The following is a 21,833-nucleotide window of genomic DNA, read 5'->3' as shown; positions in this document are numbered from 1 at the left end:
GGATGTGAAACCTCTTCTATTCTAAAGTAGTTTATTCCCGTTTTGAAGAAGTGAAATATTATTCACTATATTATACGAAGATTAGTTGCTATACTTGAGTATACTTATGAACCTAATAGATAAGGAGAATCAACCCATGAAAACCGCCCATGAAGTGAGCAGCTACATTCCCAAAACACCCGAACACATCGAATGCAACATTGAAAAAACGCTGAACGTATTAGGTGGAAAATGGGCGTTTCTTGTCATCCGCGAATTGTTCTGCGGAACCAAGCGCTTCGGCGAGCTGCAGCGGGAGATCAAGGTGGTCAGCCCCCGCGCCTTAACCAGCACCCTGCGCCATCTGGAGGAGCAAGGGGTTTTGGAACGCCAAGTATTCCCAACGGTTCCTGTTACGGTCGAGTACACCTTGACGCCAAAAGGACAGGACCTTCATAACATTTGCAAGGAAATGAAACTATGGGCGGCTCGCTGGACTTAAAACCAACTGGATTCGCCCTAAACAAAAAGCGACCCTGCTCATCCGTTAGGATGCGCAAGATCGCCATCATCTTCTATGTATTGTTTCGCCATGCTCTAAACCGCTATTCTTTCCGAAAAGTGAGAATTTCTGCTCTCTCCAACTCTTCAAACTCTATGCTGCCTTGACTCATATAGTGAAGGCTGTGCACTTTGTCAAAATGCACCCCTTCCCGGTGTATGCCCTCTGCCCGGACGAATCCGCTGGCTTCGATCTCGGCGATAACCTTCGGGTAGGTATAGATTTTCTTCATCCCTCTTTTATCCCGGAAGTTAGATAGATGAAAAGGCAGCACGGACAGGATCCCTCCGGCTTTCAAGGTCCTGGCTGCCTCTTCCAGAAGGATAAAGCGATGCTGGCCGCTGCCATGGAAAAGATCATAGTAGAGGATCATGTCGAAGAAGCCGTCGTCGAATTTCAAGGAGTAATCCCTGTTTCCCGTCTGCATGATGATATTAGTCAAACCTTCATCCTTCGCTTTTCTGCTGATATGCGTCAGACACCATTTGTTGATGTCGACGGCATACACCTCGCCCTTTCCGCCTAAAGCTCTAGCAGCGGCAAACGTATAATGGCCGAATCCGCAGCCGTAGTCGAGAATTTTGGCGTCTTCTGGCAGTCCCAGCCCTTGAAACAGGGCCGGCGCAGCGTCCTGCTCCCACTGTTTGATCTTCTCCTGGGTGTTCATCGGTATCCCCAGCCTTCCCTTGGATTCATCTCTCCGCAGTCAAAGGTCGTTCTTTCCCAGCCATGATCCCATTCATAATTAAATCAAACCACGCCAACCGGCGCGGCATACACCACAAACTCCTCCTCGCCGTCTAACCCGAGCAGCCCGTCCACCACCTTCTGGTCAAAAGCCGCAATGGCACATGTACCGCAGCCGATGGCAACGCTACTCAGATAGAGATTTTGCATAACATGGCCGGCATCCATCAGCATGACCCGGTGGGACAAGATCGAATAACGCCATTCGCTGCGATAGGGAACCGCACTGTAAAAAAACGTAACCGCCCCTTTTGCCGCCCATTTTTGATCGCACAAGCTCCGGGAAACTTCATCCTCCAAATCGTCAACTTCATGAAGAAACTCCAGCGCATGCTCGAAGGGCAAATAATGATAGATTCCGGGAGCAAGTCCCTCTACCCGAAAAACCGCCAGATAGGTTTCAAAAGGATGCCGCGCTCCAGCGGAGGGGACGGGGCGAACGGTAGCGTACTGATTGCCCCGGGTGCTTTTTATTCCTTGAGTCGACCACAGCAAAAAAGCCAGCTGCTCAAGAGTCAACGACTCCTGCTTATAGACACGTTGGCTTTTCCTTGCTTCAAGCAAAGCGAAATAATTGGCTTCCTTCAGCACATCGGCATATTCCGTAGGCAGCTGAATCGAGCCCTGAGCTGTAGCCTTTTTGGTTAGCGGAGGCTGGGTCAGCCCCTTATCCTGATCCGACTCAAAGTCCAATTCGCCAAAATCGCTTTTCATAAAATGTCGGTTGCTATGTATAATTGCCTTCAAATTCAACTGCTCTTCAAGCATAGTACGGCCTCCCTGCTATCTATCCATTTCCACCCACATTGTTCTCTTTTCCGCGCTATCTGTCAATCGAGTATTTAACATTCGAGTGTATTCTCATAAAAAACAAAAAAGCAACCCCTCTCCAGAGTATCCGGAGAGGGATTGCGGTTGATTTTACCGTATCAGTGTTTCGCCGTCATAGGTTGCGATCTTCTTGTATAAATCCGGCCGGCGGTCGCGGAAGATGCCCCACTCCAGCCGTCCCGTTTCGAGTGCATCCAGGTCGAATTCGGCAACCAGCACCGTCTCTTCGCCCCGTCCCGCTTCGGTAACCTTATTACCTTGTGGACCGGCGATAAAGGACGAGCCGTAAAAGGTGATGGTAGAGTCTTCATCGGATTCCGCGCCGATGCGGTTGGAAGCGATGACCGGAATCAGATTGGCTGCCGCATGGCCCAGCATGCAGGTCTGCCAGTGGTCCTTTGAGTCGATGGACCCGTCCTGGGGTTCGGAGCCGATGGCTGTCGGGTAGAACAGCAATTCCGCCCCTTCCAGCGCCATGCAGCGGGCGGCCTCCGGGTACCACTGATCCCAGCAGACGCCGACGCCGATTTTGCCATAACGGGTACTCCATACCTTGAAGCCGGTGTCCCCGGGATTAAAGTAAAACTTCTCTTCATAGCCGGGGCCGTCGGGGATATGGCTTTTGCGGTAGATTCCCATGACAGTGCCATCCGCGTCAATAACCGCGAGGGAGTTATACCGGGCATAGTTTTTCTTCTCATAAAAGCTGATGGGCAGCACAACGTTCAGTTCCTTGGCCACTTCCCGGAAATGCCGTACCGCCTTATTCTCTTCAAGCTCTGTAGCGTAAGCGTAATAATCCGCTTTTTCCTTCTGGCAGAAGTAGGGAGTCTCAAACAACTCCTGCAGCAAAATAATCTGCGCCCCCTGCCGGGCCGCTTCCCGCACCAAGGCGTCCGCTTTGCGGATGTTTTCTTCGATATTGGCGGAGCAGCTCATTTGGGTAGCCGCTACTTTTACTATTCTCAAGTGGATTCTCCTCCTTGCGGGGGTGTTTAAGCCCGGTTTGCCCGCGGCATTTGTTGGGTCGTGCAATGGACATTTCCGCCTTCTCTGATGACAGCCATGCCATCTACGGTGCGGATGCGGCGGTCCGGGAATACCCGGCTCAGCGTTTCTTCGGCCAGACGGTCGGTTTCTGCCGCAGCTCCTCCGAATACCGGAAGGATGATGCCGCCGTTCACGAAATAAAAGTTCAAATAACTGAGGGTCAAACGCTTGTCTCCGTAAGTCGTCAGGGGCGGCTGCTGAATCGGTACGATCTCCAGCTTCCGGCCTTTGGCATCCACGGCTTGGCGCAGAATCTCCAGATTTTCTTGAGTGATGGCATAATTCCCGTCAGCCGGATCGTCGCATACCTGCAGGATTACTTTGCCCGGAGCGGCGAAGCAGGCGACATTGTCCACATGGCCGTCGGTTTCATCACCGCTTAAGCCACGCTTCAACCAGATGATGGAGTCGATATCCAGGGTGTTTGCCAACGTTTCGGCGATCTCCTCCCTGCTCTTCTCCGGGTTGCGGTTCGGATTCAGCAGACATTCCTCCGTCGTGAGCAGCGTCCCTTCGCCGTCAACATGGATCGAGCCGCCTTCCATAACTAGCGGAACGTCGATGCGCCCGACGCCGAGATGGCCCAAGATGCGAGGCGCGACCCGGTCGTCCAGATCCCAGGGAGCATATTTGCCGCCCCAGGCGTTGAATGTCCAGTTTATGCCGGCGAGGGAGCCGTCGGCACCGACGACGAAGGTCGGGCCGTTGTCCCTGAGCCAAGCGTCATTGTGGGGAATGGCGAGAACGGTAATCCACGCATTGGCAAAACGTGCCTGCACCCGTTCGGCATCCTCGGGGTTCGCGATAACCGTCACCGGCTCGAACTCCGCGATGGCCTCGATCAATCCGGCATAGCCGCCGCAAACGGCATCGTATTCATCTGGATAGCACATGGAATCCTGAATCGGCCAGGATATAAAGGTGCGTTCATGCTCGGTCCATTCGGCCGGCATGGTATAGGAACGATTTGCTGACTTCATTTTATCTATGTCTTTCCCTTCTCTATTTTTCTTCATGCACTATCATATCTTATCAAGGCGGTCTGCCACAATCTCCGCTACGTCATGCGCACCAAGAGCCAACAGCCCGCTGCAAGCACAATCAACAGGCTCGCGTTCAACAACGTAAATCGGCGAAAATAGATGCCGGGGGCATATTCCCGAGCGTATAGCTTATAAGAGATTAAACTGGCCAATGAAGCCACCAAGGTTCCCAAGCCGCCAACGGATACCCCGTACAAGAGCTCACGGTAATCCCCGGTGAACCCGGAAAGCAGCACGGCGGCAGGCACATTGCTGATCAGTTGGGACACGCCGGCGGCAACCAGCACAACCGTTCCATTACCGGCCAAGAACCGAACAAACCCGTCGCGGACGGCTTCAATCCCGATCAGGCTATCGGTAAAGAGAAAGAAGAGGATGAAGGTGCCGAGCAGAAAATAATCCACTTTTATAAACATGCGCCGAGCCAGCACGAAGAATATCAGAAGCGTTGCAGCAAGGGCAATTCGGTAATCGGCCACCCGCAGCACTGATAAGATAATCAGGAGAAAGGCTGCCGTTGCCCCGAACAGGAGCTTGCCGTTCTGAAAATCAGGCTTCTTTTGCTTCGTCTTATACACATCTCCTTTGTTGAAAAGACCATTCACGGCAACAAGCAATGCCGCTCCGGCCAAACCGAAAGGAAGCATCATTCTAAAAAATTCTCCGGCGGGTATCCCGTAATAATCGTACAAATATAAGTTTTGCGGGTTACCGAAGGGCGTAAGAGCCGAGAACAAATTGGCGGACAGCGTCTCCAATATAATGAGCAGAAACGGGTCCTTCCCGCTCATTTTCGCCATGATGAGGGTTAACGGTACGACTGTGAGCAACGCGACATCGTTGGTGACCACCATAGCGAGAGCGCCGGTGGCGGCGATCATCGCCAGTCCCAGCTTGCGGGGAGTTTGAAACGTCCCCAATGCGCGAACGGCAATCCAGTCCAGCAGCCGGCACTCGGTAAAAGCGGAGCAAACCAGCATGAGTGCAAATAATGTAGCGATAACGTTCCAATGGATAGCCGAGACATGAGGCATCGAGAAGAACGACAAAATGACGGTGACGGCTAGAACGATAAAAAAGAAACTCTCTTTGCGGATGAACACAAGCGCTCGCGAGACGGGAAGCCGAATGGCGGTACCGCCGGCTGGATAAACCTTTGGCTCGGATGAAGATGCAGAATTCACGGCTATCCTCGATTCCATAAGGGATGAAGAAATAAATTTCATTATACGCGAATCTCATCTTCAGGGCTATTCCCTTTTCGAGGGACTCGAAGCAAAAGAAAACCTTCGCCATTGTCCGCGGACTTTGACGAAGGCAGCTTCATTCATCTTTCAGAATAGATACAAGCACATGCGAGATTAACGCAAGCGGCGCCTGCTTCTCCACGGCGCCAAGCTCAAACGCCACCTTCGGCATGCCGTAAACCACAGATGTGGAAGAGTCTTGACCGATGGTCCTTCCCCCTTTTCTTCTCATAGCCAGGAGCCCCTGCGCTCCATCGTAGCCCATGCCGGTGAGAATGATGCCGATCCCCCGGCTTCCCGCCTCTTTTGCCACCGATTCAAAAAGAATATCCACCGAAGGACAATGCCCGTTTCTCCGATCCCCTTCGAACGTTTCCACCTTGAACCGGTCGCCGACACGCTTCACCCGCATATGCCGGTCCCCCGGGGCGATAAGCACCGTGCCCGTTTCCAGGTAATCGCCGTTCTGTGCCTCTTTTGTCCGCAGCGCAGTCTGGTTGTTTATCCGTTCCGCAAACATGCGGGAAAAAACTGGCGGAATATGCTGCACGATGGCGATACCGGGTGTGGACGGAGGCAGCTGCTGCAAAATGTTAAAAATCGCCTCCGTTCCTCCCGTTGAAGCGCCGATCGCAATGATTTTATCTTTGCCTCCGTGGTTGGCGTCCTTCAGTCCGCTCTGGACCGAAGCCGTTGTCTGCGGCTCAACCTTGGCAATGGCAGCGGTGCGGATTTTCCCGATCAGTTCGCGGATAAACGGCTCAATCCCTTCGGCTGACCGGATATCCGGCTTCACGACAAAATCGACAGCCCCTGCGCTCATCGCGTCGAAAACGGCTGCACTGACCGAGCTGACCATAATGATCGGCACCCGATACTGCGGCAGCAGCCTTCGCACAAACTCAATTCCGTTCATGCGGGGCATTTCCACATCGCAAGTAATGACGTCCGGGTGACACTCCAGAATGAGGTCTCTTGCCTCAAAGGGATCTCCGGCAACGGCAATGACCTCGATTTGCGGATCCGTCGATATCCCCCGCCTGATCACTTCGCGAACGAAAATACTGTCATCTACTACCAGTACCCGAGTCCTCTTCCTACTTGTCACTACCGCTACTCCTTCCTGAAAACGCCAGGCCTGACGTATTTATATTTCGTCTTGTCCCGGTCAAGAGATTCGGAATGACCGATAAACAAATACCCCCCGTGTTCAGTCAACTCATAAAGCTTATCGACTAATTCCCGCCTTGTGGCGCGGTCAAAATAAATCATGACGTTCTTGCAAAATACAACGTGGAACTTTTTGCGGAAAGGAAATACCGGGTCCATAAGGTTCAATTTGCGAAAAATGACTTCGTCACGGATATCATCGGTCAAAATTGAGCTATCCGCATCATACGCCTTAAAATAGCTCATTTTCCACACTGGCGGCAGTATCGCGATTTTCTCGTTGCTGTAGATACCTCTCTTCGCAATATCCAGGACGTGGCTGGAGATGTCGGTCGCCAATATTTTCGTATCCCAGCCTGCTTTTCCCCTGCCGAAATATTCATCGATGAGCATCGCCAGCGTATAAGGCTCCTCCCCTGACGAGCACGCCGCGCTCCAAATCCGCATATCCTTGCTCGCGATCGTTCGCGCCAAATAGGGCAATACACTGTCGCGGAAATAGTAGAAATGGTCGCTCTCCCGCATGAAAAATGTATGGTTGGTCGTGATTTTATTGAGCAAAGTGACTGCAGCTTGTCCGGACCTGTCCGTTTGCACATAATTCAAATATTCCGACAAGCTGTTCATCTTATTGCTGGCGATGACATGATGGAGACGCCCGGCAACCAGGGACATTTTTTCCGGCTTCAAATTTATCCCGTAATGGGTCTTGATATACCGGGAAAATGCCGTGAAATCGTCATCCGTTATGGTAATCAATATTTTCCGAACTCCCTATCGCTGAGCGCGATTCTTTTAGCGGCGGAAGCGGCGGCTTCCGGATAAAAACCCGCTTTCCCTTGGTTGCTCGTTTGACTGCTTTGGCCCATCTGCTCCAGCACTTTAAAAACCTCCGGGTTCATTTCCTCCAACCCACGGTAAGAAAGAGAACGCGTGCCTTTAGCCAATTTGAATCTCCCCACTTGCTCCTTAAGCAGCTCCGCCTGGCTGGATAGTTCCTCACTGGCCGCCGCGCTTTCTTCGGATGTCGCCGAGTTAGTCTGCACGACCTGGGACACCTGCATAATGCCTTGGTTGACCTGGGCTATGCCGATGGCCTGCTCGCTCGATGCCATGGCGATGTCGCTGACCAGATCTGCTACCTTCGCAACCCCGTCAACGATTTGCGATAGAGCGGAAGCGGTATCGTTGGCGATCTTCGTGCCACCTTCCACCTTCTTGATGGAGCTTTCAATCATCTCCGTCGTTTCCTTTGCCGCGCCAGCGGATCTTGCCGCCAAATTTCTCACTTCTTCGGCGACCACCGCGAAGCCTTTGCCGTGCTGACCTGCCCGGGCAGCTTCCACTGCGGCGTTCAGGGCCAATATGTTAGTTTGGAAGGCAATCTCATCGATGACTTTAATGATTTTGGATATATTGCTGGAGGAATCGTTGATTTCCTGCATCGCCCGGAGCATCTCGCTCATTTGCCGGTTGCCTTCTTCCGCATTATGCTTGGCCCCTTCGGCTAAAGTGTTGGCCTCATTAGCATTCTCGGCATTGAGTTTGGTTTGCACCGATATTTCTTCAATGGAAGCCGTCAACTGCTGGATAGAGCTGGCTTGTTCTGTCGCTCCTTGAGACAACGCGATGCTGGAATCCGAAACCTGCCTGGAACCGGTTGCGACTTGTTCCGCTGCTGAATGGATATTATGCAGAATTTCATTATTCATCTGAATCATTTCGCCGAGTTTGATCGTCAGCACGTCATTCGGCGACTTCACATGAACTTGGGCTGTCAAATCACCGCTGGCGATCTTCTCCACGGCGCTGGCTTGATCGTGGATATTCTCGATCATTTTGCGGAAGGATTCCATCAATAAGCCGATTTCATCCTTGGTTTCGGCTTGCACGCTGACGTTGACATCGCCAAGGGCCAATCTGTCCGCAACGACTGTTAGCTTTTTCACCGGCTTGCTGATCAGCCTGCTGATAAAAATTCCCAAGAGAATGGACAGCACGGCAGCCGCGGCAACGATGATAATCATGATATACGTAGTGCGATTTGCCGATGACGTGTTGGCCTCCGACCGTTCCAATGCCTGTTTGTCATTCCAATCATTCATCTTCCCCAATGCTTCGTTGATGGCATTTGCTGTCGGGGTCGCCGATTGAGTCAGTTTGACAATCTCACTAACGCCTTTCCCGGATGCCGCCAACGTTTCAATCTGAGCAGCCATGGCTTCGTATTGGTCGACGAGACTATTCGCTTCATTGAAGTTGTTCCGATCCTCCTCTACATAGATCGTTTTCCCGTACTTATCCAAACCGCTGTTCAAATCGGCAAAACGATCCTTCAAATCCTGAACATATTGAGTACGGTCGCCACTATCGTAATTGATGATCAAATCCCGGATTGCAATTCGGATATTGGCAAAGTGGCTGACGATAGAACCGGTGTGAACGAGCCCGATTACGTTTTCGTTGTAGAGCTTGGAGTCGTTCTTCTCCATGGTGTGCAGGCTAATGATTCCGTAAACCCCGACAAATCCAGCGATCAAGGCTACCGTGATATAACCGGTCAGCAGTTTGGTGGCAATTTTCATGTTGTAAAACCACTTCATAAGATGTGCCTCCTTCAGGCTAGTTCAATTTGAAAGGCCATTTTTCTTAAACCGCTTGATTCAACGTCTCGATTTCGTTATCACTGAGCAACTTGCCGCAATCCAGAAGCAGGAGTACATCGTTTGCCACCGTTCCGATCCCCTTGATAAACCGCTGTCCGCCTTTATTCATATCCGGCGGGTCGACGATCTGCTCTTCGCGGATAACCAGCACCTCGGAAACGCGGTCCACAATGAGGCCGATGGAAATATCCTCGATATCGACCACAATGATGCAGGTCCGGTCGTTGTAGTCGCGAAAAGGCTTTTTGAACCGCAGCCGCACATCCATGACGGGAATGATTTTCCCCCGCAGATTGACGATCCCTTTTATGTACTCCGGCAGTTCCGGCACTTCCGTAATCGGCTGAATGCCGATGATTTCCGTAATATGGCGGATTTCGATGCCGTACTGCTCGTTGCCCATGGAAAAGGTCAAAAACTTTCCCTTCAGCGTATCTTCCTCCTGCTCTGTCCATTCCTCTTCATTTTTTCGCATAACCGATTAGGCCTCCGATATCCAGAATCAAGCTGACGCTTCCATCGCCAAGCAAGGTGCATCCCGCCAGTCCTTCGATTTTCTTCGTGTTCTTGATGTATTTGGGAAGGGCTTTAACCACCACCTGCTGCTGCCCGAGAAGCTCATCCGCAAAGAGGCAGACGCTTTTGCCTTCGTGCTCGATCATGATGAAGATTCCTTCGGTAAACTCCGCCAATCCGCCTTTCACCCCATACAGCTCATGAAGCCGTAAGATCGAATAGACTTCACCCCGCACGATAATCATTTCGTTGCCGTCGGGATCCTCAATGATATCCGCTTGTTTCGAACGGAAGGACTCCCGGATGGAGGCGATTGGGAGGGTGTAACGGGAGCCGCCTACCCGAATGTTCATGCCGTCGATGATGGCAAGGGTCAGCGGAATTTTCAAAGTCGTCGTGGTTCCTTCTCCTTCGACGCTGTCGATGGAAAGGGAACCGCCTACGGATTCCAGCTTTTTCAGCACCACATCCATCCCGACGCCCCTGCCGGAAAATTCCGTCACCCGCTCTTTCGTTGAGAATCCTGGAAGGAAGATCAACTGATAAATCTCCCTGTCGGTCATCTCATGCTCGGATTTATACAACAGCCCGTGTTCTCTCGCTTTCTGCAAAATCTTCTCGCGGCTCAGCCCTTTTCCGTCATCTTTTACGGTCACCCAAACGTCGCTGCCAGCATTCTTCGCTTCCAGCGTAATGAGTCCAGCCGTGTTCTTCCCACGGGCTGCCCGGTCCGCCGCTTCCTCGATGCCATGGTCGATGGAATTCCGCACCAGATGCATCAAGGGATCGGAAATTTGCTCGATAATATTCTTATCCACTTCCGTTTCTTCGCCGATCAGCTTCAGCTGCACCTCTTTATCCAGCTTGCGGCTCATATCCCGGGCAACGCGATGCATTTTATGAAAAGTAGTGGACAAGGGCACCATCCGGATCGACATCACCATGTCCTGCAGCTCGCTGGAAATTTTCCTCAGCTGTCTTGCCGCCTTCTGAAAGTTTTCCAGTTCCAAATCTTGCAAATCCGGATTTTGCGTGACCATAGCCTCCGCTATCACCATTTCGCCAACCAAATCCATAAGCTTGTCCAATTTCCCCACCTGTACGCTGATGATGCTTTGCGCAAAAGACGGCTGGGCATCCCCCGAAGTCTTCTCTCCTTCTTCCCGTTTCGATTCCCGAGAAACCGTCTCTTCCGGCGACTGCCGCTCGATCTCCTCATTTTTCTCTGCCGTTTCCTGGGCTTCCCAACCGGGGGGCAGCTCCTCCAATTCCAGCTCTTTCAAAAAGAGCGTTTTGCTAAAATAGTCATACAGCTCCTGCTCGCTTCGATCCGTCTTCAGGATGATCCGAAAGCCACTCTCTCGGATGATTTGAGCGCTGTCGTCACTTTCGATGATCGTTTTCGGCTCATACTCGAAATCTTCCGTAAGTTCCTTCAGACTATGAACGATGGAGTAGGCCCTTATATTTTCCATCTCGCAACCATCTTCGAAGCGGATCACGACCCGGTATTCCTTCCGTTTCGGTTTGTCCCCTTTCAGCTCTGCCAAATAGCTTTGGAGAGTCTCAATCAAATGGGTTGCATCTCCATCGGGGCGGTCCCCGTTTTTGATTTTCGCCAGCTCCACCTTCATGAAGTCCACGCCTGCGAATACCAGATCAAAAAGAACGGAGATGTCGATCGACCTTGGCTTCTCCTCGCGGATGTAATAGAAAAGATCCTCAAGGGCATGCGCGAGAGTTGTGATGGAATCAAAAAACATCATCGCCGACGAGCCTTTGATCGTATGCATGATCCGGAAAATTTCATGGATCGCATTCGGCGTCAGTCCCGATGATTCTTCGCTGGATAAAATCGACTTTTCCAATTGCTCTAAATTTTGTGTCGTTTCAAACAGGTACATGTCCAGCATGTGGTCTTGAGAAATGTGATCGGACATTGGATTCACCCCTAATATGAAAACAGAACAGACAACATCGAAAGGGCCAAGCAAAGGTCCATTCGATCCATCTGTTCTCTATATCGGCACAAATTTCTTATTATATTATATGAATCTATGACAAATGTCACATCTTTATAGAATTAATTCGTATAAGCGGAAATACTCAAGTCCCGGAATCCCCAACTCCAGATCTACCGTATCCACGTAGCGATAACCGCAGCTTTCGTACAGCCGAATCGCCGGCTGGTTATGAACCGACACGTCCAGCCGGATCGCCTTTATGCCTTGCTTTCTGCCATACTCCTCCGCAAAATTCAGCATCAGCCGCGATGGGCCTTTCTTCATATAAGAGGGGTGCACCGCCAGCGTATGAACGACGATCAGTTCGCTGTAATCTGCCTCAATCCCCCATATTGCTTTGAAATAAGCAGGCTCAGGCTCATGGGTCAAACGGACGGTTCCGGCAATGACCCCCTCTTCATCGCGGACCACAAACAAGGTTCCCTTCTCCACGGCGTCCTCCGCCGTTTGCCGAACCGGATAAAGCCCCTTGCGCCACCCCGGCCAATTGATGGTCTCCGCCAAGTAATCGTTCAATTCATCAAAGAGCCTAGCCAGCTCATCGATATCTTCCCGGGTGCCGGGTTCTACGCTAAACTTCGTATTCATCAGATTCTGCCACTCCTTGTCTTTCTCTCTTTTTCTTGCCAAAATAGTATCACACCTGTTAAGGGAAGAAAAGAATGGGGTGACACGCCATGTTTAGTCTGGAAACCCCGCGGCTATTCCTGCAGCACCTTGAAGAAACGGATGCCGATGCGCTGCACGAGATTTTTTCCGATGCGGAGACGATGACCTATTATCCGGCCCAGCATCATCGACCCGCTCAATACAGCCTCCCGCCGTGTTGCGGAGCATAACGGTCTTCAATTGGGAAAAGAAGCCTTTGTCTTCGATAAAACCGTCGTGATTTATGCAATCGAGCGCTAATAGACCGTTCGAGCGCAAAAAGGCTGCTCCTGTTGGATAGGAGCAGCCTGTTATTGTTAATTGTGCTTGCTAAACGAGATTGCGATCTTTAAGGAAGGCATTTCCGTTCATCAGATTTTTCACTTTCTTTAAGGTCTCTGGCCCCATGGGTACGCCGCCTCTACGGTTTAACAAAATCCAGCGGAGATAGGCGATCGCCATAAAAAGGTCATGCTCCTCAGGCTTGATCTTCTTCTTTTTCCCATAAGCAGATAAAAACATAGCCGCATGCCGCTCCGAGATATAAATCGAAATCAACACAAGAGCCCACGCCAGATCATACCGCGCATCGCCCAACTGTGCGTTCGTCCAGTCTATCAAGGTGATGCGGTCCTTCTCCTCCAGCAAATTGTTCATGTGAAAATCGCCATGAATGATAGCGTCCTGCTTCATTTCGGCTTGTTCCAGCAACGGCGCAAGCGACTTCGTGATATCCGCATACTCCTCCCCATCGGGGAAAAAATACGCTGTAAAATCATACGAGGGCAGCTGTATCGTTGCAAATTCGACCGTTGATACTTGATGGAGCCCGGCTAGAATGGCTGCGAATTCCGCCATCTTCTTCGCATTCACTTTTTGGATCGGCTTTCCGTCAAAGCTCGTGAGCAGCACCTTGTGACCGCCCGCATCGGTTCCAAAGCCCAATGGGCGAGAAACGGATAACCCGGACTCCGGAAGACCGGCGAGCAAATGATACTGAAACCCCACATCCGGCCTGGAGCTTTTACTCCAGGTCTTCAGCACGTATTCGCCCGATGGCGCGGCGATTTTCACCACTTCCGCCTCAAAGCCTTGGTCGATGACATGAACAGTTATCTTATCCGGGTTTTGCAGCATGCTTTCTAACTCTTCGTTTTTATCGATCCATTCAATTGAAGCTAGCGGATTCCCCAACGTTCAACATCCTCCTATACGGCAATGGCAGGTTGCCGATTCGATATCCTGCCGAGGTGCCGTATCCCCAGCCATCTTATGCTTCTCGCAATATCCCGTTCTCCAGGCGCAGCACGCGAGTGCACCATTCCAGCATGCGCTGGTCATGAGTAACCATCACGGCTGCTTTGCCTTCCGTACGGACAGCGTCCGCCAGCATGCGTACCACCTCTTTGCCCCGCTCAAAATCGAGGCTCGCCGTGGGCTCGTCAGCGAATAAAATAGCGGGATGGTTCATCCAAGCTCTGGCGATGGCAACCCGCTGCTTTTCTCCACCCGAGAGCTTCTCCGGATAAACATTGCTCCGATGGGAGATGTGCAGCTGATCAAGCAGCTCGTTAGCCCGGCGATTTCCTTCCGCTGACTGTATATTCGCTTGTTTGGCGCTAAACAGCAGTTGTTCCTTCACCTTCAAGAAAGGAAGGAGCTGGGCGCTTTGAAACATGAAGCCGATTTTCCGCAGCCGGAAGTCGGCGCGTTCTTTCTCGCTTTTCCCGGAAAGAGCCTCTCCGTCGATGAATACTTCGCCTGAAGTAGGGGCGAGCAGCGCGCCTGCAATGGAGAGAAAAGTGCTTTTCCCCGAGCCCGACGGACCAAGCACGGCTACAAACTCCCCTGCCTCCACTTTAAAATCGAGGCCATTCAAAACCGCGGTTTGGGAATCCCCATCCCCGTAAACTTTACGAACTTGACGCAGTTCCAGCATACTCATGCGCTAGCCCTCCCCATCGCTTCAAGCGGATCGATTTTGATAACGCGAATCACAGAAGTTAACGAACCGGCAAGCGCCATAACGAGAAATAGTGCACTGTTCGTGGTAATGGTGGACGGAACCAAGCGAAAAGGCATGGTATCGGGCAGTGCCATCGCCATTCCAGAGGTAAGCAGGATGCTAACCACCAGACCGGCTACGGTGAGAAGCAAAACCTGCCCGAGTACGCTCCAAGCCAAATAGCTGGACCGGGTGCCGATGGCCTTCATAATGCCGAACTGCGTTGTCTTTTGAATCGTCATCACATAAAAGAAGACCGCCAGCACAAAGGCCGAAATCACAAGCAGAAAAACGACCATCATCAAAAGGGAGCTTTGCTCGGCGGAATAGCCGGGGACTTTCGAAATCGCATCCGCCTTGGATATCACCTCAACCCCGTTAACCTTGTTGCCAATCGCAGCTGCGTCGCCTTTAGCCGTCTGCACGGCGATCACGTTGAACGAACCTTGATCCGTGCCGCTCCCTGCTCCTGCGTTTAATGATGGATTGCCATGCTGGAGCTCCTGCCCATCCGCACGGTTCATAAAAATGACAGGCATATGGCTGTAAGAACGGTCCTTGGCAAAACCGGCCACCACCCATTTCTTCCCGCTTTGCAAATCGGTGATGGTGCCGCCGATCTTCATGCCATCATCTTTCAAGCTCTCGTCGACGATGACCTGCCCGCGGGAATCATTGGATATGGCTGTTCCTTCTGTAAGATTGGGAGCCAGCATCCCTTTCATATCGACGGCAAAAAATGCGACATCCGCTTTGGTATCCGCCTGAGAGACGACAACCGTCCCGGTCTGAACGCTCAAAGCATCCGCACTATCGGCTCCGACAACAGCGCGCACCTCGTCCAGATCGTTCTCCGTCAAAAGCGAGCTGCGGAATTTCCCTTCTGCGTCGGACTGAAGAACGTAATGATTAGCCGGGATATTTTCAAGGGCGGAGATATTGGCATAGGACAACCCTTTTGCCAGCCCGGTAACAAACAACACCAGAAAAGAAACCAATACCATGATGGCAAAAATCAACACATACCTCGCCTTGGCATGGCGCATTTCCCTTAATGCAAGAAACATGTTCACCCTCCTCATTCGTGTGTCTATCTGGAAGTATAGAGGAGGTTCGTGAACGGAGTATGAATGACAGATTACGGATTGAGCGATTGCGGCTTGCCGCCGTCCTTCAGCTTTGAGGTAGCGTCACCGTGAACGTGGTGCCTTTTCCGGGCACACTCTCCGCTTCCACGGTTCCGCCATGGGCTTCGACAATTTTCCGGACGATGGACAAACCGAGGCCGCTGCCGTTTACTCCTCTTGTCCTTGCTTTATCCACCTTGTAAAAGCGGTCAAAAATCCGGGGAAGATCCTCGGCCGGAATGCCTTCTCCGCTATCTGCAACTCGAACGACGCAGTTTGCGCCTTCCGCAGAAGCGGTAATCGAGATCGTTCCGCCGTCGGGCGTATATTTGATGGCGTTGGTCAGCAAGTTCGACCAAACCTGAATAAGCAGATTGGAATCCCCGCGTATCGTCAGATTCGGCAGAACGAGCCGAAGCGCCAACTGCTTCTCCCGCAGCTTCCACTCCATGATTTGACTGACGTGGCGAATCTGCTCCTTCAAGTCGAATGCCTTTATTTCCAAGGCGCCGGGATCATAATCCAACGTAGACAAAGTGAGCAATTGCTTGCTTACAGCTGACAATCTCCGGCTTTCCTCTTCGATGATGGACAAATATTCCTTTTGCTGCTCCCACGGCAGCGAATCGTTTTGCATCGCCTGGGCGAAGCCTTGAATGGAAGTAAGCGGCGATTCGATCTCATGGGATACGTTGGCGACAAATTCTTGCCGGGCTTTATTGGTGCGCTCCAGCTCGCGGCTCATGATCATGAAATGGGAGGCCAATTGCCCGATTTCATCCCGCCGTACCGTATTCAGGCGGATATCGTAGCGCCCTTTTGCGATCATTTTCGTAGCGCCCGTTAACCGGGTAAGGGGCTTGACGACGTGAAGGACGCTGATCAAGACAAACCCGAAACTGAACAATACGGTAAAAAGCAAAAAGATAGCTATAAAGCTTCGGAGTTCCCCGAACTGCACCTCCGCGTCGGGACGCATAAACAAGGCATAGCGGTGGCCGTTCAGATTCAAGGGCATGCCGATGGAGTTGGTCAGCTCATTTTCAAAAAAGCCGGTTACAAAGAGCTTTCCCGGCAGCCGCTTCACGCCATGGTAAACCTCACCAGCCAAGACCTTGTGAACCGTTTCATCAGGTAGATGGTTAACCCGAAACGAATTGCCGATGGTCTGCTCGTCTCCAATGCCATCAGTCAAATAAAATTTGTAACCAAGCTTAGCCACACTGGACAAGTACTCTCCAGCGAGCTCCGGGTGTTCATCTATAAAACCTTGCAGCTCGCTTGACATCTCCGTGAGCTTGGCATCATTTCGCGACTTGAGCTTTTCCTGATAATAAAAGTTGGATACAAAGAAACCGGCCAAGCCGCTGATCAGAATGACCGAGCAAAAGATGATGGTCATACGCAGATAAAGGGATTTCATCGGCCGCTCATCTCCAACTTATAGCCGATCCCCCGCACCGTCCGGATGACAAAATCGTCGGCGTATTCACTAAACCGCTGGCGCAGCCGCTTGATATGAACATCGACGGTGCGCTCATCTCCTTCGTAATCGGCACCCCAAATGAGCTCAATTAACTCTCCCCGAGTGAACAGCCTGCCTGGATATTGAGCCAGTTGCGCCAGCAGTTCGAACTCTTTTACCGGCAGCAGCAGTGTTTCATCGCCAATGGAGATCTCGTAGTTTTTCCGGTCTATGACGAGCCGGTTCAGACGGATCTTCACATCGGAGGGAACCGAGTAGCGGCGGAACAAGGCTTTGATCCGGTAGATCAGTTCCTCCGGTTCAAAGGGCTTGGTCACATAATCATCCGTCCCCTGCAAATAACCCAGCTCTTTATCCTCCAACTGCTGTCTCGCTGTCAGCAAAATGATCGGAATATCATAGGTTTTGCGAATATGTCCGCACAGCGCGAGCCCGTCAACTTTTGGCATCATCACATCCACGATAGCCAGATCCACAAGAGACTCCTCCAAGAGTCGCTCCGCCTCTTCTCCGTCCTGCGCTTCCAGCACCGCATAGCCTTCCCGGGTCAAAACGTGCCTCAGCAACGTACGGATATGAGCGTCATCGTCCGCTACCAGCAGCTTTTTCATCGGAACCACTCTCCTGTTCAACGTCAAACCGGACGTTTATCCGGCTTGGGTAGCAATACCTCCATTAAACCATAAATTGGACAGGACCGGATGAAACCCTTTTGTCCCATTAACAAAAAAGAAGCACGGACCGCATGCGCCTCATACGCACATCAACCCGCACTCCTTTGCAATCTTTAATCGTCTTCAAACCCTACTATTAAAAAGTCGGCAGATTATCGAGATTGTTGTCCTCGCGTCCGTCAGGATCGGATCTCAGATGCTCTTCGTTATCCCGTCCCCGGAAAACATTAAGTCCGGTTATTTCACCTGTTTTCGACATGGCTTGCGCCGTTTTGTAATCGACCACCTTGCCAGAGGTCAACTGCAACTCCACGATATCTCCATCTCCATTTTTACGCACGGCGACGACTTGTTCACTTTGACTTTCCTGTGAGCTCACGGTATAAACGCCTCCTTTTTTTATTAGCTTGAGCGTTTTTCCGGAAATGATACGGAACCTAGACGCGCGCTTTTCTCATGGACGGACGGAGGGTCAGGAGAAAGCTCGCGATCAGGATAAGGGAAGAAGCGATATAAGGATAGTTCACGTTTAAATCGAAAAGCAGACCTGCAACGACGGGACCGGCTATATTTCCCAAGCTCGTATAGGCCGAGTTCATCCCGGCAACGAAGCCTTGCTGATGCTCTCCCGCCAGCTTGGACATCTGGGTGCTGATGGCGGGACGCAAAATATCCGTTGCCAAGAAGACGATGAAGGTCACCACGATAATCGCCCAATAAACATGGACAAAGAGCGTCAGCAGAACAAAGACCCCGGCAACCAGCAGGCAAGTGGAAATGACTCGATTCTCGCCAAAGCGGTTCAACAGCCAGCCGAAGGCGGTAACCTGCACGACAGCGCCAGAAATGGAGCCGAAGGTGATGATGAACGAGATGTCCTTAGGCGTGAATCCGAATTTATGATCGACGAACAGCCCGAACACCGTTTCGTAATTAGCTAGCCCGAAGGCGAGCACGAATACGATGACGAGGCTCATGAAATAAGGTTCCCGGTAGGAACGGGCGAGTTGGGAGAGCAGACTGCCGTTCGCCTCCTCTTTCTTGTTCGCACCATTAAGCTGCTCCCGAGACTTGGATTCCGGCAGGATGATCAGGGTGATAATAGCCGCAACAGCCCCCGCGGCACCTGCAAAGAAGAAGGGCATCCGAATTCCCAAGTCAGCAATGTACCCACCGATACCCGGACCGATGATGAATCCGGTAGAGATCGCGGCGTTGATGTACCCCATGCCTTTGGCTCTCTCCTCCATGGTGGTCGTGTCGGCTACATAAGCCATGACGGACGGCATGATAAGCGCCGACCCCACGCCTCCCAGCATCCGGGAAACAAAAAGGAGTACCGCGCCATTGGCGATGCCGAACAGAATCTCCGATATCGCGAATACGACAAGGCCCGCGACGATCATCTTCTTTCGTCCCCATGAGTCCGACATGCGTCCGGCAAGAGGCGAGAGCAAAAGCTGCGTCAGAGAGAAGGCGGCGACAAGGAGCCCCACGATCTTTCCGCTCATGTGAAGCTCATTCATATAGGTAGGCATAATGGGAACAACTAAACCGATCCCCATGAATGCCAGGAAAATATTCAGCATCAGCAGCAGCATTGAGCCTCTGTTTCTTGTTAGCAATGACATTGTGCAAATCCTCCGAATGATAGGTTATGAAATTACTCTTCAATCTAAACAGACCGACCGGACGGTCTAATAAAAAGCGAAAAAGAAGCGCCGGGGTTAATGAGCCGGCGCGCGCACTCCATCGAGAAAACAAGCAACCGCCTTGCGGTAATACGCCTTAACCTTGCTTATGTTATCGCCAAGTCCCGACCATTCGCAAATCTTCCCGAGACCTTCCAGCATGCCGCTTATGATCAGGACGTAATCTTCGACTTCGCCCTCTTTGAAGTAGCCGCTATCGAGCGCTTCCCGCACCAGCTCCCGGCAGGCTTCGGAACCTTCGCGGTAAATCTGCTCCAGACGCCGGGTTACCCCTTCGGTAATCTCCCGGCCCTTCGCGAAGGTCTCCACTTCCCGGATTAGGGGGTTTTGGATGTCGTTGGCGTAATGCTCGGCGAGAGCATAGATCCGCTCCTCTGTGGAAGCGCAACCTGTGTGAATCTCCTCCCATTGCCGCAGCCAATGATCCGTATCGGCTTCCAGAACGTGGAGGAAGAGCTCCTCCTTGCTCGGAAAATGATGATACAGGCTGCCTTTGCTGACCTGCGCTTTGTCGCAAACCTCATTCATGGTGACGGCGCCGTATCCTTTTTGCACGAACAATTGGGTTGCACGCAGAACGATGCGGTTTTTCGTTTCTTCCCCGTCAGATCGCACGATAGTTCTCACCTCACAACTAGACCGTTGGGTCTAATTATAACGAATTTGCTTGATTGTGTAAATCAATCCGCCGTTACAGGATTCTCCACACGGACCGGTCTCGACAGGGAGTAAATGGCTGAAAGCAAGGCCAATACGATCAGGAAGCCTCCTGCCCAGGCATTGGCCGTATAAGAATCGGCCCGCTGGATTACGATCCCGCCGAAGGCCGAGCCGACGGCGATGCCCAACTGCAGGGCAGAAAAATTAAAGCTTTGGTGAATGTCCGACGTCTCCGGGGCATTTTGAATCAGGTAGCTTTGTTGAGCCGGCGTAAGCGCCCAACTCAGGATTCCCCAGACTACGAGAACAACCGTGAACAGGTAAAAGTTTTGGGTAGAATAAGGCAGGATGAACATGGTGCCAATGAAAACCGCGATAACCAGTGGAATGCTTCGGTTTGTTCCCATTTTATCGGCCATAATCCCGCCGATCATGCCTCCCGCAACCGCAGACAGGCCGAAGACGAAATAGGCGGCGCTAATCCATACCGGAGCCAGATGCATCGTCGTCTCCACAAACGGAGTAAAATAGGCATACAGCGTATAATGGCCCGCCAGAGTAAGTGCCGTCACCAGATGGGCGCTCATGATTTTTCCGTTTCTCAGCGTCTTTAACTGAGCCCGCAGGGGAACCGATTGTTCCTGAGGAATTTCCGGCAAAAAGAATGCTACGGCAATCATTGCGAACACGGTCACCAAAGCGATGATCAGGAAGAGAATGCGCCAGCCGAAGGAGTTGCCAAGCAGCACGCCCATGGGAACGCCCAATACGATGGAAGAGCTGATCCCCATGGAAAGAAGACCGATGACTCTTGCCTGATAATCCTTCGGCACGATTTTCACCGCCAGGGTCATGGACAAAGTGACAATGAGCGACCCGCTTGCAGCCGTGATCATACGGGACAGAAACAGGACGGAATAGGTCGGAGCCAGGAAGGCCGTCAGCGTGCCGACTACGAAGACCAGCATCGACCACATGTAAAGTCGCTTGCGGCCCGTTCTCGCAGTAGCGGCCAGCAGAACAGGACCCGCAATGGCGTATACAAGGGCATATACCGTAATGAGTTGGCCCGCCGTGCTCACGGATACATGCAGATCCTCCGCGATCATCGGCATGAGACCGCCGATGATCAACTCCACGAGGCCTACCGTGAAGGTGGTTAATATCAACACCATGATTTTTGCTTTCATCTCTGTTTACTCCCTCTCCTTCTGTTCTTTATCTCTGTGCGGGACCGAAAAAACGCAATAAAAAATCCTGGCTGAAAAAAAGAGTATCGGCACGATACCCGTTTTTGCAGTCAGGATTTTCCGGTTCCTGGTAGAGTCCCTCACACCATATTAATGAGGTTATACAAAATAATATTTATCCATATAAACATAAGCCAATCACAATAGATCATAATAAAGAATCACAAAGCGGCTGTCAATGGGAAAGCCGCCCGGTTTCCTTTCCCGCATGACGCGGAAAGCCCAGACGGCTTAAAAGATTGGTAGATCTTTAGGCTCTTTTCTTGCGTGTCATGACGTCGAAGATAACGGCCGCTGCAAGAACGGCGCCGCGGATGATGTACTGGTACGAGATACCGATGCCGAGCAGGTTCATCCCGTTGGAAAGGGAGGCCATGACGATAGCGCCGATGATGGAGCCCGTGACTTTGCCGACGCCGCCTGCCGCCGATACGCC

Annotated in this window: 22 protein-coding genes, 1 pseudogene and 1 riboswitch; of the genes and pseudogenes, 2 read left to right on the top strand and 21 right to left on the bottom strand. The window is 51.8% G+C overall.

The genetic code is table 11. The features are described from left to right. Positions 1-136: 136 nt before the first annotated feature. Positions 137-481 (top strand): winged helix-turn-helix transcriptional regulator, encoded by a 345-nt coding sequence (locus tag TJ79_RS08535; protein WP_155987816.1) that lies wholly within the window; start codon positions 137-139, stop codon positions 479-481. Between the two features lie 103 nt (positions 482-584). On the opposite strand, the gene TJ79_RS25815 is transcribed toward TJ79_RS08535, so the two are convergent. From TJ79_RS25815 to TJ79_RS08480, 11 genes are all read right to left on the bottom strand, one after another. Continuing rightward, positions 585-1,208, bottom strand: coding sequence for a class I SAM-dependent methyltransferase (locus tag TJ79_RS25815; protein WP_052339404.1), 624 nt, complete (start codon positions 1,206-1,208; stop codon positions 585-587). 83 nt (positions 1,209-1,291) lie between these two features. Further along, on the bottom strand, positions 1,292-2,056 hold the full coding sequence (locus TJ79_RS08525; protein ID WP_202903307.1) for a SagB/ThcOx family dehydrogenase: 765 nt from the start codon (positions 2,054-2,056) through the stop codon (positions 1,292-1,294). A 153-nt stretch (positions 2,057-2,209) separates the two neighbouring features. Beyond that, positions 2,210-3,088 carry an N-carbamoylputrescine amidase gene (aguB, locus tag TJ79_RS08520; RefSeq protein ID WP_040949874.1) on the bottom strand — a complete coding sequence of 293 codons (879 nt, stop codon included), beginning with the start codon at positions 3,086-3,088 and terminating at the stop codon, positions 2,210-2,212. 26 nt (positions 3,089-3,114) lie between these two features. Then, positions 3,115-4,149 carry an agmatine deiminase family protein gene (locus tag TJ79_RS08515; protein WP_040949887.1) on the bottom strand — a complete coding sequence of 345 codons (1,035 nt, stop codon included), beginning with the start codon at positions 4,147-4,149 and terminating at the stop codon, positions 3,115-3,117. A gap of 77 nt (positions 4,150-4,226) precedes the next feature. Further along, complete coding sequence (locus tag TJ79_RS08510) at positions 4,227-5,396, bottom strand: SLC13 family permease (RefSeq protein WP_162162936.1); 1,170 nt, start codon at positions 5,394-5,396, stop codon at positions 4,227-4,229. 139 nt (positions 5,397-5,535) lie between these two features. Continuing rightward, a complete protein-coding gene (locus tag TJ79_RS08505) occupies positions 5,536-6,567 on the bottom strand; it encodes a protein-glutamate methylesterase/protein-glutamine glutaminase (protein WP_040949873.1) in 1,032 nt (343 codons plus the stop codon). 5 nt (positions 6,568-6,572) lie between these two features. After that, positions 6,573-7,388 (bottom strand): CheR family methyltransferase, encoded by an 816-nt coding sequence (locus tag TJ79_RS08500; RefSeq protein WP_040949872.1) that lies wholly within the window; start codon positions 7,386-7,388, stop codon positions 6,573-6,575. Continuing rightward, entirely contained in the window at positions 7,385-9,232 is a 1,848-nt protein-coding gene (locus TJ79_RS08495; RefSeq protein WP_040949871.1) for a methyl-accepting chemotaxis protein, read from the bottom strand. Before TJ79_RS08495 ends, TJ79_RS08500 begins: the two co-directional genes overlap by 4 nt. A gap of 46 nt (positions 9,233-9,278) precedes the next feature. Next, complete coding sequence (locus TJ79_RS08490; RefSeq protein ID WP_040949870.1) at positions 9,279-9,770, bottom strand: chemotaxis protein CheW; 492 nt, start codon at positions 9,768-9,770, stop codon at positions 9,279-9,281. Continuing rightward, entirely contained in the window at positions 9,757-11,751 is a 1,995-nt protein-coding gene (locus TJ79_RS08485; protein WP_040949869.1) for a chemotaxis protein CheA, read from the bottom strand. Before TJ79_RS08485 ends, TJ79_RS08490 begins: the two co-directional genes overlap by 14 nt. A gap of 135 nt (positions 11,752-11,886) precedes the next feature. Next, on the bottom strand, positions 11,887-12,465 hold the full coding sequence (locus tag TJ79_RS08480) for a GNAT family N-acetyltransferase (protein WP_238322892.1): 579 nt from the start codon (positions 12,463-12,465) through the stop codon (positions 11,887-11,889). Between the two features lie 47 nt (positions 12,466-12,512). On the opposite strand from TJ79_RS08480, the gene TJ79_RS27125 reads away from it, so the two are divergent. Further along, positions 12,513-12,674 (top strand): GNAT family N-acetyltransferase, encoded by a 162-nt coding sequence (locus TJ79_RS27125; protein ID WP_155987815.1) that lies wholly within the window; start codon positions 12,513-12,515, stop codon positions 12,672-12,674. A gap of 139 nt (positions 12,675-12,813) precedes the next feature. Here TJ79_RS27125 and TJ79_RS08475 read toward each other — a convergent pair whose 3' ends face one another. The 10 genes and pseudogenes from TJ79_RS08475 to TJ79_RS27550 all read right to left on the bottom strand — a co-directional run. Further along, on the bottom strand, positions 12,814-13,677 hold the full coding sequence (locus TJ79_RS08475) for an aminoglycoside phosphotransferase family protein (protein ID WP_040949867.1): 864 nt from the start codon (positions 13,675-13,677) through the stop codon (positions 12,814-12,816). Positions 13,678-13,753: 76 nt separating this feature from the next. Further along, positions 13,754-14,428, bottom strand: coding sequence for an ABC transporter ATP-binding protein (locus tag TJ79_RS08470; RefSeq protein WP_040949866.1), 675 nt, complete (start codon positions 14,426-14,428; stop codon positions 13,754-13,756). Continuing rightward, positions 14,425-15,555: an ABC transporter permease gene (locus TJ79_RS08465; RefSeq protein ID WP_040949865.1), complete on the bottom strand. Its 1,131-nt coding sequence runs from the start codon at positions 15,553-15,555 to the stop codon at positions 14,425-14,427. Before TJ79_RS08465 ends, TJ79_RS08470 begins: the two co-directional genes overlap by 4 nt. A 106-nt stretch (positions 15,556-15,661) precedes the next feature. Then, the gene (locus TJ79_RS08460; RefSeq protein WP_040949864.1) at positions 15,662-17,038 is read right to left on the bottom strand and encodes a sensor histidine kinase; all 1,377 of its coding nucleotides are present in this window, start codon (positions 17,036-17,038) and stop codon (positions 15,662-15,664) included. Continuing rightward, positions 17,035-17,712 carry a response regulator transcription factor gene (locus TJ79_RS08455; protein WP_040949863.1) on the bottom strand — a complete coding sequence of 226 codons (678 nt, stop codon included), beginning with the start codon at positions 17,710-17,712 and terminating at the stop codon, positions 17,035-17,037. The genes TJ79_RS08460 and TJ79_RS08455 overlap by 4 nt, the downstream gene beginning before the upstream one ends. A gap of 199 nt (positions 17,713-17,911) precedes the next feature. Beyond that, positions 17,912-18,154, bottom strand: coding sequence for a DUF3892 domain-containing protein (locus tag TJ79_RS08450; RefSeq protein ID WP_040949862.1), 243 nt, complete (start codon positions 18,152-18,154; stop codon positions 17,912-17,914). A 58-nt stretch (positions 18,155-18,212) separates the two neighbouring features. After that, positions 18,213-19,406 carry an MFS transporter gene (locus tag TJ79_RS08445; RefSeq protein WP_040949861.1) on the bottom strand — a complete coding sequence of 398 codons (1,194 nt, stop codon included), beginning with the start codon at positions 19,404-19,406 and terminating at the stop codon, positions 18,213-18,215. Between the two features lie 96 nt (positions 19,407-19,502). After that, complete coding sequence (locus tag TJ79_RS08440; protein WP_040949860.1) at positions 19,503-20,102, bottom strand: TetR/AcrR family transcriptional regulator; 600 nt, start codon at positions 20,100-20,102, stop codon at positions 19,503-19,505. Positions 20,103-20,167: 65 nt separating this feature from the next. Next, positions 20,168-21,337 (bottom strand): MFS transporter, encoded by a 1,170-nt coding sequence (locus tag TJ79_RS08435; RefSeq protein ID WP_040949859.1) that lies wholly within the window; start codon positions 21,335-21,337, stop codon positions 20,168-20,170. A gap of 87 nt (positions 21,338-21,424) precedes the next feature. Next, positions 21,425-21,524: riboswitch (purine riboswitch) on the bottom strand. Positions 21,525-21,647: 123 nt separating this feature from the next. After that, positions 21,648-21,833, bottom strand: a pseudogene (locus TJ79_RS27550) (sugar ABC transporter permease); the annotation flags it as partial.

The sequence above is a fragment of the Gorillibacterium massiliense genome (assembly GCF_000455485.1).
GTDB classification, from domain to species: domain Bacteria; phylum Bacillota; class Bacilli; order Paenibacillales; family NBRC-103111; genus Gorillibacterium; species Gorillibacterium massiliense.
The sequence above is the reverse complement of the archived record's forward strand: the minus strand, read 5'-3'. Positions and strand labels throughout refer to the sequence as shown.